The following is a 14,030-nucleotide window of genomic DNA, read 5'->3' as shown; positions in this document are numbered from 1 at the left end:
CCATCGATTCCGTGGGAGCTTAAGCCGCCGCGTCGCTCGTCGTCTTGCGCTCGCTCAGAGGCTCGATCGGCTCGTCGGCGGCCTTGAGCGTCTCGCGGGCACGCTCGGCCTCGCGCTGGCGCTCCCACATCGAGTGGTAGAGCCCGTGCCGCAGCATCAGCTCGGCATGGGTGCCGCGCTCGGCGATGCGGCCGTGCTCCAGCACAATGATCTCGTCGGCGCCGACGACGGTGGAGAGCCGGTGCGCGATGACGAGGGTGGTGCGCCCGCGCGAGACGCGCTCCAGCGCATCCTGGATCTCGCGCTCGGTGTGGCTGTCCAGCGCCGAGGTCGCCTCGTCGAGAATGAGGATCGGCGGGTTCTTCAGGATGGTGCGGGCGATGGCCACGCGCTGCTTCTCGCCACCGGACAGCTTCAGTCCGCGCTCGCCGACCTCGGTTGCGTAGCCCTTGGGCGTACGGCGCACGAAACCGTCGATCTGGGCGAGTTCGGCGGCGCTCTGCACGTCCTCGTCCGACGCACCGGGGCGTCCGTAGCGGATATTGTAGGCGAGCGTGTCGTTGAACAGCACGGTGTCCTGCGGAACCATGCCGATGGCGGCGCGCAGGGAATCCTGCGTCACCTCGCGAATATCCTGCCCGTCGATGACGACGCGCCCGGAATTGACCTCATAAAAGCGGAACAGCAGGCGGGAAATGGTCGACTTGCCCGCACCCGACGGGCCGACAATGGCCACGGTGCGCCCGGCCGGCACCTCGAACGACACGCCCTTGAGGATTTCCCGGTCGGGATCGTAGGAGAAGCGGACATCCTCGAAGCGCACCGTGCCGCCCTTGAGTTCAAGCGGGTGGGCGACGGCCGCATCCTTGATCTCGGGCGGACGGGCAAGGATGGCGAACATCGCCTCGATGTCGATCAGCGACTGCTTGATCTCGCGATAGATCATGCCGAGGAAGTTCAGCGGCTGGTAGAGCTGGACCATCATGGCGTTGACCATGACGAAGGAGCCCACCGACTGCCGACCGGCGCGAATGTCGAACACGCACAGCGCCATCACGGCGGTCAGGCCGAGGGTGAAGATGGTCGCCTGCCCGGCATTTAGCCAGGCGAGCGAGGTGTCGGTGCGGATCGAGGCCCGCTCGAAACGCGCCATGGAACGGTCATAGCGCTCGGCCTCCCACTTCTCGGCGCCGAAATACTTCACCGTCTCATAGTTGAGCAGGCTGTCGACCGCCTTGGCGTTGGCGTCGGTGTCGCTCTCGTTCATCGCGGCGCGAATGCCCATGCGGAATTCGGTCATCATGAAGGTGAAGACCGTGTAGGCGATGATCATCAGCACCGAGGCCAGCACATAGCGCCAGTCGAACTGCCAGAGCAGCACGCCGATCACCATCGCGAATTCGAGGATGGTCGGCGCCAGATGCAGCACCAGCATGCGCACGATGGTCTCGATGCCCTCGCGCGCACGTTCCAGAACGCGCGTCAGCCCGCCGGTCTTGCGCTCGAGATGGAAGCGCAGCGACAGCGCGTGCATGTGCTCGAAGGTCAGCAGCGCAAGGCGCCGCACGGCATGGAGCGCCACCTTGGCGAACAGGCCGTCGCGCCATTGGGTGAGCCCCGCCATGACGATACGCGAGAAGCCATAGGCGAGCGTCAGCACCAGCGGCGTGGCGATGAGCAGGCTGATCGCATCGGTGGAGATGCGCGCGCCCTCGCCCTCCGCCACGGCGTCGGTGGCCCATTTGAAGAAGAAGGGCGTGGTCATGGTGGCGGCCTTGGCCAGCACCAGCAAGCCGAGCCCCCAGGCGACACGCGCGCGCAGATCGGCCCGGTCGACCGGCCAGAGATAGGGCCAGAGCCCCTTCAGCGCGACGAGCAGGCTGCCACGCGGATTGACCTCCGAGGCCTTGGTCGGGCGCGAGGGCGCCGCGCCGCCGTCAGATGCGGACATGAGACTTCCAGTTCGACATGCTCGTTCGGACCGTCATCGGCCCGATTTCCCGTATTTGTTGTCGTTCAGATAGGCGTCGCAAGGCTCGAAACCAAGCCGCCGCCGCGCGGCGCAGGGTTGCGCGCGGCGCCGTCCAGCGCCGCGAGCAGCGCCTCGAACTGTTCCGCCAGCGCGGCGACGTTTTCCTTGTCGAGGCAATAGCAGGAGCGCGGTCCCTCAATCGTGCCGGCGATCAGCCCGGCCTCCTTCAGCACCTTGAGATGCTGGGAAACGGTGGACTGTGCGAGCGGCAGCGCGCGCACGATCTCGCCGCACTGGCAACGGTCGGCCGCCGCCAGAGCCCGCACGATGGCGAGCCGGGCAGGATGGGCCAGCGCCCGCAGCCGCAGCGCGAGGAGATCGTCGTCGGAGAAATCCATGCCTATCGTCTATCGACGATGAACGATGGCCTCAAGACTTATTTCCAGCTTTCGCGCGTATTTTACCACTGGCGCCCATTGCTCGCCTCCGCCCGATTGCACCGGCAATCCGACGATGCCATGTGAGGACCGAACGCGGCGCTTGTCGGCGCTGCTGTTGCTGTGCACCATGGCAGGCATGACAAAGATCAAAAGCGTATGCGTCTATTGCGGCGCGGCCCCGGGAAACGATCCGGTCTATCTCGAATCGGCGGTGGAGCTCGGACGCCTCTTCGCGCGTGAGGACATCCGCCTCATCTATGGCGGCGGCGGCGTGGGATTGATGGGCGCGGCGGCGCGCGCCTGCGCCGAGGCCGGCGGCAAGGTCACCGGCATCATCCCCGACTTCCTGATCGGCAAGGAACAGGCGTTCGAGCACGCGCACGAGCTGATCGTCACCAAGGACATGCACGAGCGCAAGCGGCTGATGTTCGAGCGCGCGGATGCCTTCATCGCCCTGCCCGGCGGCATCGGCACGCTGGAGGAGCTGGTCGAGCAGCTGACCTGGGTGCAGCTCAACCGGCACGCCAAGCCGGTGCTGGTGCTGAACATCGCCGGCTTCTGGGATCCGCTGCTGTCGCTGTTCGACCACATGCAGTCGACGGGCTTCGTCAACATCGCCCGGCCGATCAAGCTGCAGGTCGCCCACAGCGTGCGGGCGGTGATGCCCAAGCTCAACGCCATCGTGTCGCATATGAGCGCGCACGACCTGCACGGCGAGGCCGAGGAAAGTGTGCTCGACCGGATGTGACGACGTCAGCTGCCGCTCGGCGGCGCCAGACCGGGCATTTTCGGCGCCGCCTCCTCGACATTGGCAATGGCGTGGCCGTCGCGGCCCCGCCGCTTGACGGCGTAGAGCGCGCGATCGGCGTCCTCCATGATCGTCGCCGCATCGACATGACGCCCCGCGTGCCACACCGCGATGCCGATGCTCACCGACAACGCCAGGGTGCGGCCGCTCCACGACACGGGGTGTGACCGCAGCCGCTTGGCAAGGCTGGCAGCGGCACTTTCGGCGCTGGTCTCGTCCGCTTCGGGCAACAGCAGGCAGAACTCGTCGCCGCCCAGGCGGGCGAGCAGGTCCGTCTGGCGCAGATCGATCCGCGCCTGCTGGCTGAAATGAGCGAGGCAGGCGTCACCGGCCGCATGGCCATGAGCGTCATTGATGCGCTTGAAGTGGTCGAGGTCGATGACCATGAGGGCAAAGCTGCGCCCGGTCCGCCGGCTCCGCGCCACCTCGTCGGAGACCCGCTGCAGCAGCACACGCCGATTCGCCAGCCCGGTCAGTTCGTCGATAACCGCCAGGGCGCTCGCGTCGGCATGCAGCCGGTCGACAACCAGCAGAAGGAAGCCGAAATTCAGCAGCAGCCCGCCGAACACCGATCCCAGTATCGTGACGAACAGCACGGTGCTGTAGGCATCGCCGGTGATCATCTCGCTCGCGTGCAACGCCATGCCGACGGCGCGCGCAAGGATGGCGACGAACGTTCCGATGGCGGCCCAGGCAGCGAACAGGGCTCCCGCTCGCCCGCCCCGCTCGCGAAAGAGCAGCGCGATCGACAGCAGAAGGGGTATGCCCTGCCCGACGGCGTAGGTCAGGTTCCGGACAATGCGGTCGTCCTGAAAGCCGACGAGCACCAGCGCGCAGGCAAGCGTCGCAAGGAGGCTCGACCGCCATGGCAAGGGCCGATCGTAGAAGCGGCAGAACCCGATCCAGATCAGGAAGTAGCCGAAGATCACCACGAGGTTGCCGACAATGGCGGATGAGAGCGGCCCCGGCCGGCTCTCGACGATCAGCACCAGCCCGCCGACAATATAGAGCAGGTTCGAAGCCAACCAGATCTTGGCCACATCGATGTCGCTGTAGCAGCGCCAGATGGCGAACCACAGTACCGACAAAGTGGCCGACTTCACCATGATGACGACATAGAGGGTGAAGAGGTCGATGACCAAGGCGCGTGTCCGGTGTGGTTCGCGGCGTCCGGCACCGACCATCAGGGCCGTGCAAACCGCGCTCGACGCAACCGAATTAGCAATAAAATCTCGATATAATGCAAGTATTACATCGGCTAGTCTGAGAAAGCCCTCAATGAGGGTTTCAGAATACCTCCGACTCCGCAATATCCCGCCCAGACGCCGGCCGCATCCAAGATCATCGTACCCCGCAAGGCTGGATCAGTGAATCGTGCCTTCGGCGACGAGACTTTTTTCCATCGTGGTATTGCCGAGCCAGACGCCGCCGCGCGGCACGGTGTTGCGTTGCTTCGGCACATAGCCGCGCTTCTGGAAGAAGCCGAGCCCCGTATCGCTCGCATCCACGCTCAGGCTCTTGGCGCCGCGCGCGGCGGCCAGCTTCTCGATGGCGTCGCACAGCAACGCGCCGATGCCCTCCCCTGCGACTTCAGGGTGCACGTAGAGGAAGTCGATGCGCTTGTTGTCGGCGAGTGCGATGAAGCCTACAGGCTCGCTGTCGCGTGTCGCCACCAGCGTGAGGCTATCGGCGAGCCGCTCGGCCAGCGTCTCCTCGTCGCCGGCTGTGGAGGCCCAGGCCTCCTGCTGGTCGTGGTCGTAATCCTCGCCGGTCAGTTCAAAGATCGCCGCGGCCGCGATGGCGGCGAGGATCGGCGTGTCACCCGGCAGCGCGGGACGCAGCGAAGCCGCGGGGGCGCTGGCGGCACTCACCGCTTCGGCTCCCAGCTGGTGGTGCCGTCCTTGTTGTCCTTCAGCGCCACGCCGAGGGCGAGCAATTCGTCGCGGATGCGGTCCGAGGTCGCCCAGTCGCGGTTGCGGCGGGCCTCGATGCGCTCGGCCAGACGCGCCTCGATCTCGTGGTCGGGGATGGAAAGCTCCGGCGCGCGCGAGGCGAGCCACTCCTGCAACGGGCCGGGCGTGAAGCCGAGGAAGGCGAGCGTGCCTGCCAGCGCCTTCTTGCCGGCATGGTCCTTCAGCCCGTGCATCTCGGCGATGGCCTTCGGGGTGTTGAGGTCGTCGGCCAGCGCTTCCAGCACCGAGGGCGCGGGACGCGGATAGGCGTCGATCGCCGCGGCGTCGAACCATTGCTCCAGCGTGCGGGCGCTCTCCTCCAGCCCCTTCACCGTCCAGTCGATCGGCTGGCGGTAGTGGGTCTTCAGCATGTTGAGACGCAACACCTCGCCGGGCCAGTCGGCCAGCAGGTCGCGGATGGTGACGAAGTTGCCGAGCGACTTCGACATCTTCTCGCCCTCCACCTGCAGGAAGCCGTTGTGCATCCAGACCTTGGCCATGATCCCGGAATGGAACGCGCAGCGCGACTGCGCCACCTCGTTCTCATGGTGCGGGAAGACGAGGTCGATGCCGCCGCCATGGATATCGAAGGTCTCGCCGAGATGCTTCCAGCTCATGGCCGAGCATTCGATGTGCCAGCCGGGACGGCCCGGCACCTCGATGCCCGCCGGCGAAGGCCAGCCCGGCTCGCCGGGCTTCGACGGCTTCCACAGCACGAAGTCCATGGCGTCCTGCTTGTAGGGCGCCACATCCACCCGCGCCCCGGCCAGCATCTCGTCCAGCGGACGATGCGAAAGCTTGCCGTAATCGGGCATGGAGGGCACGGAGAACAGCACGTGGTTCTCCGCGACATAGGCATGGCCGGAGGCGACCAGCTTCTCGATCAGCACGCGCATCTCGACGATGTGCTCGGTCGCGCGCGGCTCGACATCGGGATGCAGCACGCCGAGCGCTTCGAGGTCGTCGTGAAACTGCGCCTCGGTGGTGAAGGTCACCTTGCCGATGGCCTCGTTGAGGTCGAGACCGGGATATTCCTGCGCGGCGCGCGCGTTGATCTTGTCGTCCACGTCGGTGATGTTGCGGACATATTTGACGTGCTCGGCGCCATAGAGGTGGCGCAGCAGCCGGTACAGGAGATCGAACACGATCACTGGGCGGGCATTGCCGATATGCGCGAAGTCATAGACCGTCGGGCCGCACACATACATGCGCACCTTCGCCGGATCCAGGGGCGCGAATGCCTCCTTGGCGCGCGTGAGCGTGTTGTACAGCTTCAGCTCGGGAAGACCCGACCCCGATATGCCCGACATGAATTCTCATCTCCTCGGCGCCCCCAAACGCGGGGCAACCTTCGCGCCCCTGCGGGCGAAAAAAGCGTCTGTCGTCGGTTTGGCCCGCCACGTCAAGCAGGCGACCGGAAAAGCCGCGCCTGCCGGCCGTTCGCGCCGGAAATCGCCCCGCGGCCGCCGCATGGTAGCCATACCCGGGAACGGTTGACGGTCCTTCCGCGGCAGCGCTATTTCCCACCCTCGCTTCCCCGGACGGGTCGTCACCGAAGATTCGTTAAGGGTCGCTTCAAACCTTTTCGCCACATTCGCGTTAGCTAGCCGGACGCCCCCGCGCCCGCTGCCTTCGTCCCCGTCGCCACCAACCGCAAGTCCCTTCCCATGCGCCCCGCTTCGCGTCTCCGCACCGCTTTCGTCGCCGCCCTGCTCACTCTCTCCCCGGTCATCGCGACCGCGCAGGAAGCCCGCGAAATCTTCATCGTCGACTCCTCGGACGGCTACGGCATCGATGCCTGCGTCGCCTCAGGCGCGTCCTGCGGCCAGGCCATGGCCGATGCCTGGTGCCGGGTGCACGACTATGAGCGCGCCGTCGGCTTCGGGAAGGTGAAGTCCGACGCCACGATCGGCGCGGTTTCCAGCACCCCGGTGCGCACCGCCTGCTACGGCGCGGGCTGCGCCGAGACGGTCGCCATCACCTGCAGCAAGTGAGCCTGCCGCAGGACGCTGGCAGGTAGATGAAGCGCGACGTGGCGGCCGGATCGTTCCGGCCGCTTTTTCATTTCACGAAGTCGGCGCATTTGGGCGCCTCGTTCGTCGCGCCCCACGGCATGATCGGCACCGTCGAGGTCGAGTTCTTCGGACTGCCGTCGATCAGCTTGTCCGAATAGACGAGATAGACCAACACATTGCGCTTCACGTCGCAGCCGCGCACGATCTGCATCTTCTTGAAGATCAGCGAGCGGCTCTCGCGATAGACCACGTCGCCCTGCTCGAACTTCGCCTTGAAGGCGATCGGCCCGATCTGACGGCAGGCGATGGAGATGTCCGACACCTCCTCGGCGACACCCAGCATGCCCTTCACCCCGCCCTTCTCCGGCACGGTGTAGTGGCAGGCGACACCCTCCACCACGGGATCGTCGATGCCATAGGTGGCGAGCTTGTCGTCGGGAGTCAGGAACTTCCAGACCGTCGACTTCCTGAAGATCAGGTCGGGCTCCTGCGCCAGGGCGGGCGCGAGGCCGAAGCCTGTAAGCACGAGCAGGGCGGCAAGCGGCACGAATCGGTTCATGCGAGGGTTACTCCAGAAAATCTCGCGCATGATATGGGCCCGCGGTGCCGCAGGGAGAAGACCGCGTCGTTCCCATGGAGGAGATTCCGATCGGTTCAAAATTTCGACAAGCTCGCCGTGCTCATTGCCTGTTGTCATTGCCCTTGCCGCGCAATTCCGGCACACAGCCGGGCAGCCGAGTGAAACAGCCGATCAGATGATGCTTCAGAACCGCCGCCCGTTCCGCGCCTTCATTACTTCCGCCATGCTCATGGGGCTCGTGGGAGCGATGAACCCGGGTGCAGCCTGGGCGCAGGACCTGCCACCCGGCGCCATCGGCGGCGGCGCTCCGCAGGTCGACCGCTCGGTCTGCATCCGTCTCGAGGGCCAGCTCGCCTCGCTCGATCGCGGAGGCGGCAATGCGGACCAGCCGGACCTCGGCGCGCAGATCGAGCAGCAGCGGCGGGAAATTGCCGACCTCACCGCGCAGGTGCGGCAGATCGGCTGCGACAAGCGCGGCTTTCTCATCTTCCAGCCGCAGCTGCCACCGCAATGCGACGCGCTCAACCGCCGGCTGACTCAGGCCCGTTCGGCGCTCGACCGCACCATGATGTCCGCGCAGGGCCAGCGCGGCGGCATCGACGAGCAGCGCCGCCAGCTGATCTATGCCCTCGCGCAGAACAATTGCGGCGCGCAGTACCAGGCTGCGCTCGGCCAGCCCCAGGGCGGCAATGCGCCGGCGCAGCGCCGCGCGCCGCGAAATTTCTTCGAGCAGCTGTTCGGCGTGCCGCGCACCATCGACGAGGAGTCCGGCCCGCTGGATGTCCAGCCGCTGGAGATGCCGAAGGTCTCGACCTATCGCACCGTGTGCGTGCGCACCTGCGACGGCTTCTTCTTCCCGGTCTCCTACGCCGCGACGCCGGCCAAGTTCTCCTCGGATGAAGCACAGTGCCAGCGCCAGTGCCCCGGCACGGAAGCCAGGCTGTTCGCCTATCGCAATCCGGGCGAGGATATCGAGCAGGCGGTCGGCACCAATGGCCAGTCCTACATGTCGCTGCCCAACGCGCTGCTCTACAAGAAGCAGTACGTCGCGGCGTGTTCCTGCCGTCCGGCGGGCATGAGCTGGGCACAGGCGCTGACCCAGCAGGACGACCCGACCCTGCGCAAGGGCGACATCGTCGTCACCGAGGACGCCTCGCGCGAAATGGCGCAGCCGCGCCCGGCGACGCCGGCTCCGGCCAGCAAGAAGCCCTGAGGAAATTCAGGCCCGCTCGCCCCTGAGCCGGGCGGCGGCCCGTTCCCGCCCGATCAGCGGCAGCAGCGCCTTCAGCTCCGGCCCGCTTTCGGCTCCGGTCAGTGCGAGGCGCAGCGGATGGAACAGCCCCCGCCCCTTGCGGCCGCTGGCCGGCTTCAGCGCGCTCAGCCACGCGGTGTAGACCTCGCCGTCCCACGGCTCGGGCGGTAGCAGCTCCGCCGCCTGCTTCAGAAAATCGACATCCTCCGCCTCGACCGCCGGATCCAGCGGCCCCTCGACCACGGCCCACCAGCGCGGCGCGTCAGCGAGCCGGGCAAGGTTGCCCCGGACCGCCAGCCAGAACGTCTCGCCACCGCCGACGCCCAGTGCCGCAAGGCGATCGGCCACCGCCGGATAGGGCAGATGGTGCAGCGTGGCGGCGGTGAGCGCATCGAGGTCGGCGGGATCGAAGCGCGCCGGCGCGCGGGAAATCTTGGTAAAGTCGATCTTGGCCGCCAGCGCGTCGAGGTCGGTGACCGGCTCAACCGCCAGCGACGTTCCGGTCAGCACGGCGAGCGCGGCGACCGCCAGCGCCTCCTGCCCTTCCTCACACAGAGCGTTCAGCGACAGGTGCCCGAGCCGCTTGGACAGCCCCTCCCCGCTCGGCAGGGTGAGCAGATTGTGATGGCCGAACACCGGCACCGCGCCGCCCAGCGCCTCGATAATCTCGATCTGCACGCCGGTATTGGTGACGTGGTCCTCGCCGCGCACCACATGGGTGACGCCCATCTCGATGTCGTCGACCACCGAGGTCAGCGTGTAGAGATAGGAGCCGTCCGCGCGCACCAGCACGGGGTCGGACAGCGTCGCGGTATCGACCGTCTGCTCGCCGCGCACGAGATCGCTCCACGCGACCTTGCGCCCGTCCAGCCGGAAGCGCCAATGCGGGCGACGTCCCTCGGCCTCCAGACGCGTACGGTCGGCATCGGTGAGCTTGAGCGCCGCGCGGTCGTAAAGCGGCGGCAGGCCGCGCCGGCGGCGGGAGAGCCGGCGCGTCTCCAACTCCTCCTCGGTCTCATAGGCGGGGTAGAGCCGCCCGCTCGCCTTCAGCGCCTCCACCGCCGCGTCGTAGCGCGGCAGCCGGTCCGACTGCCGCTCGACCCGGTCCGGCACCAGCCCCAGCCAGCCAATGTCGCGGGCGATGGCGTGCGCGAACTCTTCCGTCGAGCGCGCGGTGTCGGTGTCGTCATAGCGCAGGATGAAGGTGCCGCCCTCGCGCCGGGCATAGAGCGCGTTGTAGAGCGCGGTGCGGGCATTGCCGACATGCAAGAGGCCGGTCGGCGAGGGGGCGAAGCGAAGGACGGGTGCGTTCATGATGCCGCCTTATCGCCGCGATGGCAGCGGCAGGCAATGCGGATGTCTGCCGGCCCGGCCGCGCCGAGTGCCTACACCGTCTCGCGGAAGCGATTGGTGATGGGGTAACGCCGGTCGCGGCCGAAATTGCGCGTCGTCACCTTCACCCCCGGCGCGGCCTGCCGGCGCTTATATTCGGCGATGTTGAGCATGCGCTCCACCCGCGCCACCAGCACCGGCTCAAAGCCTTCCGCAACGATGTCGGCGACGGGGAGTTCGCGCTCCACCAGTCGCTCGAGGATGGCGTCGAGCACATCATAGGGCGGCAGGCTGTCCTGGTCCTTCTGGTTCTCGCGCAGCTCGGCGGTCGGGGGCTTGGTGATGACATTCGCCGGGATCACCATGCCGTCCGGCCCCAGCGCGTCCGCCGGCTTCCAGCGGTTGCGCAGGTGGCAGAGGCGGAACACCTGCGTCTTGTAGAGGTCCTTCAGCGGGTTGTAGCCGCCATTCATGTCGCCATAGAGCGTGGCGTAGCCGGTCGACATCTCCGACTTGTTGCCGGTCGTCACCACCATCGAGCCGAACTTGTTGGAGATCGACATCAACAGCGTGCCGCGCACGCGCGATTGCAGGTTCTCTTCGGTGACGTCGGGCCCGCGATTGCCGAAGACGGGCGCCAGCACATGCTCCAGCGCCTCGACTCCCTCGGCGATCGGCACGATGTCGTAGCGCACGCCGAGCGCCTGAGCGACGGCTGCCGCGTCGGCCAGCGACTCGCCCGAGGTGTAGCGATAGGGCAGCATCACGCAATGCACGCGGTCGGCGCCCAGCGCGTCCACCGCCATCGCGGCGACCAGCGCGGAATCCACCCCGCCGGACAGTCCGAGCACCACGCCGGGGAAGCGGTTCTTCTCGACATAATCGCGCAGGCCGGTGACACAGGCGGCGTAATCCGCCTCGTCTTCCGTGATCAGCGGGGCGCGGGCGCCCTCCTCGCAGCGCCAGCCATCGGCCCAGCGCTCCCAGCGGGTGATGCGGACGCGCTCCTGGAAGTTCGGCAGCTGGATCGCCAGCGAACGGTCGGCATTCAGCACGAAGGAGCCGCCGTCGAACACCAGTTCGTCCTGCCCGCCGGCCTGGTTGAGATAGGCCAGCGGCAGCCCACTCTCGACCACGCGCGCCACCGCGACATTCATCCGCTCGTCATAGACCGTGCGGCGATAGGGGGAACCATTGGGGATGAGCAGCAGTTCCGAACCGGTCTCCGTGAGGCACTCGATCACGTCCTGCGACCAGATGTCCTCGCAGATCGGCACGCCAATGCGCACGCCCCGAAACGGGATCGGTCCCGGCATGGGGCCCGGCACGAAGACGCGCTTCTCGTCGAACGGGCCGTAATTGGGCAGGTCGACCTTGTAGCGCAGCGTCGCGACGCGCCCTTCCTCCAGCAGCGCCACGGCATTGTGCAGCTTGCCCTTGTCGACCCAGGGCAGGCCGATGAGCATGGCCGGCCCACCGTCGGCGGTCTCGGCGGCAAGCTCCTCGATCGCCGTGCGGCATGCGGCCTGAAAAGCCGGCTTCAGCACGAGGTCTTCCGGCGGGTACCCGGCGATGAACAGCTCGGTGAACAGAATGAGGTCCGCGCCCTGTTCGGCCGCCAGTTTTCGCGCCGCGCGCGCCTTGTCCGCATTGCCGGCGATGTCGCCGACGATCGGGTTGAGCTGCGCGAGCGCGATGAGAAGCTGGTCGGCGGGTTCTGCGGACATGAGCGTCATTTAACCTTCCGCCGACCGCTCGGCAATCGGCGCGCTAGTCTTCCCAATAGGTGCCGGGAACGCGGGCGGCAACCGCGCGATAGCCGGCCTTGCGGACCACTAGCGGGAGTATCCGCTCCAGCCCGTGCAGGAGCGTGCCGTCGTCGAGAACCGGCTCGGCGGGATAGTCCTCCCAGCGCAGGTCGAGGTCGAGCAGCGCGGCGAGCGCCGCCGGCCGGACCGCGAACATGTTGCCGACCGGAAATTCGACATAGGTCGTCATCGGCTCGTCGAGACCGAGCGAGCGCCGCAGCGTCTGCGCCACCTCTTCATTGCGTCCCCAGTCGAGCACATGGCTGTCCTCGGGGAAGACGAGGCCGGTGGTGGGGTCCTCGGCGAACCGCGCGACGATGGAATCCAGCATCGGAAAGGCGCCGCCGATCATGTTCTCCCACAGGAAGTTGCGCCAGGGATCGCCGATGTTGCGGCGGCGGCCCTTGGTCTTCTTGCCGTGGACATGGAAGAACACGTCATAGTCGCCCTTCAACAGCGGCTCGCGCAGCGCGGTAAAGAACGGCCCGATGTCGCGCCCGAGATTCGGCACGATGGTGATGTCCACACGCGACGGATAATCCTTCGTCGCGGCGCGCATCTGCGCCACCTTGGCCTCGCTGTCCGTCGTCAGGAAGAGGTCGGGACGGGTGGCTCCGCGCTCCAGCCGCGTCAGCATCTCCGGCAGCAGGTCGGCGTAGAAGAAATGGCCATGCAGCGCTACCTTCACCCCGGCCGTCATCGCGTCGCCGGGATGGATCACCTCGTAGGCCCAGGGGCCCGGCGGCTGGCCCTGCTCGATCCAGTGCGCCAGCGGATAGCGCCGGTTGGCGAGGCAGGCCCGTGGATGGGCTTCCGCATAGATCAGCGGGTTGAAGCCGGAACAGGGCCTATGCAGAATCCGGCGCATCCTGCGCGTGCCGCCGGCGTGGCTGCGGCGCCAGGCGATCACCTGCTCGCGCAGCGCCACGGCGGGATCGCGATCGGGCCGGTCGGCGGTGAGGATTTCCAGCCGGTCGGGGCCTGCCGTGAGGGCGAGCGCGACCTCATCCTCAACGCGGCGCGCGGCACGGCCGGCCACGACCCTGATGAGGTCCGCGCCCGCGCCGAGAGGCTCCTCGACGACATGGAGATAGTCGCGCCCGGCAAATCCGGGAAAGGCCGCCTCCGCGGCCCCGCGCGCCGCATGCGAGGGAAAGACGACCTCGGTGACCTCGCGCAGCATGGTCTCCGGGGCGCCGGGATTCGCCAGGAAGACCACGGGTATCTCGCGCAGTTCGCAGGCCAGAGCGGCGTCGGCCGTGGCGGCACCGACAGCGACCGCGACGCGCGGTTGCAGATCGCGCAGGCGCAGCGCGAGAGCGCTGAGCAGCACACTGCGCGGCACTCTGGAGCCGGATGCCGTGAACGGCACCAGATGCGCCGGCGCGCGTTCCATCTCGTCGCCATCGATCAGCACGAGGACGACCGCGTATTGCTGTGAAAGCGCCTCAACGAGGCGGGCGGCGCCGGCCGTGGAGCCGTGGCAGACAACCAATGCCACGTCGCGGCGCAACTCGCCGGACGGCGGCAGACGGAGATGCTCCACGAGCGGCAGCAGCTCGACATCGGCATCCGCCATCCATTGGGCGAAGGCGCGCTTGGGCTCACCGTTCCGCCGCAGAACCAGCGATGCCGTCGCTGGCCGCGGACGCCGGTAGCGATCGAACACCAGCGGGCGTACCCATGCGCGGGGGCTGCCGTCGGCGTCGAAAACGAGACGCGCCAGCGAGCGGCCGACAAGCTGGGCGCGGTTCGTCAGCCAGCGGCGGTAACGGCCGCGTTGTTTCACCTTGCCGTGGGCGACTTTCGGCAGCCCGCTGATTGCCGGCGCATCAGCCTGACTGGTCTTCGGCGTATCCAAGGAACCTCCG

12 protein-coding genes are annotated in these 14,030 nt (G+C 67.3%); 3 read left to right on the top strand and 9 right to left on the bottom strand.

What is annotated here, in order from left to right; translation table 11 throughout:
* Positions 1-19: 19 nt before the first annotated feature.
* Together ACO2RV_RS21070 and ACO2RV_RS21065 are read right to left on the bottom strand one after the other, a co-directional pair.
* Complete coding sequence (locus ACO2RV_RS21070; RefSeq protein WP_423296202.1) at positions 20-1,951, bottom strand: ABCB family ABC transporter ATP-binding protein/permease; 1,932 nt, start codon at positions 1,949-1,951, stop codon at positions 20-22.
* A 65-nt stretch (positions 1,952-2,016) separates the two neighbouring features.
* A complete protein-coding gene (locus tag ACO2RV_RS21065) occupies positions 2,017-2,370 on the bottom strand; it encodes an ArsR/SmtB family transcription factor (protein ID WP_423296201.1) in 354 nt (117 codons plus the stop codon).
* A gap of 178 nt (positions 2,371-2,548) precedes the next feature.
* On the opposite strand from ACO2RV_RS21065, the gene ACO2RV_RS21060 reads away from it, so the two are divergent.
* Entirely contained in the window at positions 2,549-3,160 is a 612-nt protein-coding gene (locus tag ACO2RV_RS21060; protein WP_423296200.1) for a TIGR00730 family Rossman fold protein, read from the top strand.
* Positions 3,161-3,165: 5 nt separating this feature from the next.
* Here the strand turns inward: ACO2RV_RS21060 and ACO2RV_RS21055 are convergent, their stop codons facing one another.
* From ACO2RV_RS21055 to cysS, 3 genes are all read right to left on the bottom strand, one after another.
* On the bottom strand, positions 3,166-4,362 hold the full coding sequence (locus ACO2RV_RS21055; protein ID WP_423296199.1) for a GGDEF domain-containing protein: 1,197 nt from the start codon (positions 4,360-4,362) through the stop codon (positions 3,166-3,168).
* Positions 4,363-4,584: 222 nt separating this feature from the next.
* The gene (locus tag ACO2RV_RS21050; protein ID WP_423296198.1) at positions 4,585-5,091 is read right to left on the bottom strand and encodes a GNAT family N-acetyltransferase; all 507 of its coding nucleotides are present in this window, start codon (positions 5,089-5,091) and stop codon (positions 4,585-4,587) included.
* Complete coding sequence (gene cysS, locus ACO2RV_RS21045) at positions 5,088-6,482, bottom strand: cysteine--tRNA ligase (protein WP_423296197.1); 1,395 nt, start codon at positions 6,480-6,482, stop codon at positions 5,088-5,090. Before cysS ends, ACO2RV_RS21050 begins: the two co-directional genes overlap by 4 nt.
* A gap of 357 nt (positions 6,483-6,839) precedes the next feature.
* Between cysS and ACO2RV_RS21040 the strand changes: the two genes are divergently transcribed.
* Positions 6,840-7,166, top strand: a complete 327-nt coding sequence (locus ACO2RV_RS21040) for a hypothetical protein (RefSeq protein WP_423296196.1) — start codon at positions 6,840-6,842, stop codon at positions 7,164-7,166.
* Between the two features lie 67 nt (positions 7,167-7,233).
* Here the strand turns inward: ACO2RV_RS21040 and ACO2RV_RS21035 are convergent, their stop codons facing one another.
* The gene (locus ACO2RV_RS21035; protein ID WP_423296195.1) at positions 7,234-7,746 is read right to left on the bottom strand and encodes a CreA family protein; all 513 of its coding nucleotides are present in this window, start codon (positions 7,744-7,746) and stop codon (positions 7,234-7,236) included.
* 196 nt (positions 7,747-7,942) lie between these two features.
* Between ACO2RV_RS21035 and ACO2RV_RS21030 the strand changes: the two genes are divergently transcribed.
* Positions 7,943-8,980: a DUF2865 domain-containing protein gene (locus ACO2RV_RS21030; protein WP_423296194.1), complete on the top strand. Its 1,038-nt coding sequence runs from the start codon at positions 7,943-7,945 to the stop codon at positions 8,978-8,980.
* A gap of 6 nt (positions 8,981-8,986) precedes the next feature.
* Here ACO2RV_RS21030 and ACO2RV_RS21025 read toward each other — a convergent pair whose 3' ends face one another.
* From ACO2RV_RS21025 to ACO2RV_RS21015, 3 genes are all read right to left on the bottom strand, one after another.
* The gene (locus tag ACO2RV_RS21025) at positions 8,987-10,336 is read right to left on the bottom strand and encodes a glutamate--tRNA ligase (protein WP_423296238.1); all 1,350 of its coding nucleotides are present in this window, start codon (positions 10,334-10,336) and stop codon (positions 8,987-8,989) included.
* Positions 10,337-10,404: 68 nt separating this feature from the next.
* Entirely contained in the window at positions 10,405-12,078 is a 1,674-nt protein-coding gene (locus tag ACO2RV_RS21020) for an NAD+ synthase (protein WP_423296237.1), read from the bottom strand.
* Between the two features lie 43 nt (positions 12,079-12,121).
* Complete coding sequence (locus ACO2RV_RS21015) at positions 12,122-14,020, bottom strand: rhamnan synthesis F family protein (RefSeq protein WP_423296193.1); 1,899 nt, start codon at positions 14,018-14,020, stop codon at positions 12,122-12,124.
* Positions 14,021-14,030 lie beyond the last annotated feature (10 nt).

Source organism: Ancylobacter sp. VNQ12 (genome assembly GCF_049445835.1).
GTDB lineage: Bacteria > Pseudomonadota > Alphaproteobacteria > Rhizobiales > Xanthobacteraceae > Ancylobacter.
The sequence above is the reverse complement of the archived record's forward strand: the minus strand, read 5'-3'. Positions and strand labels throughout refer to the sequence as shown.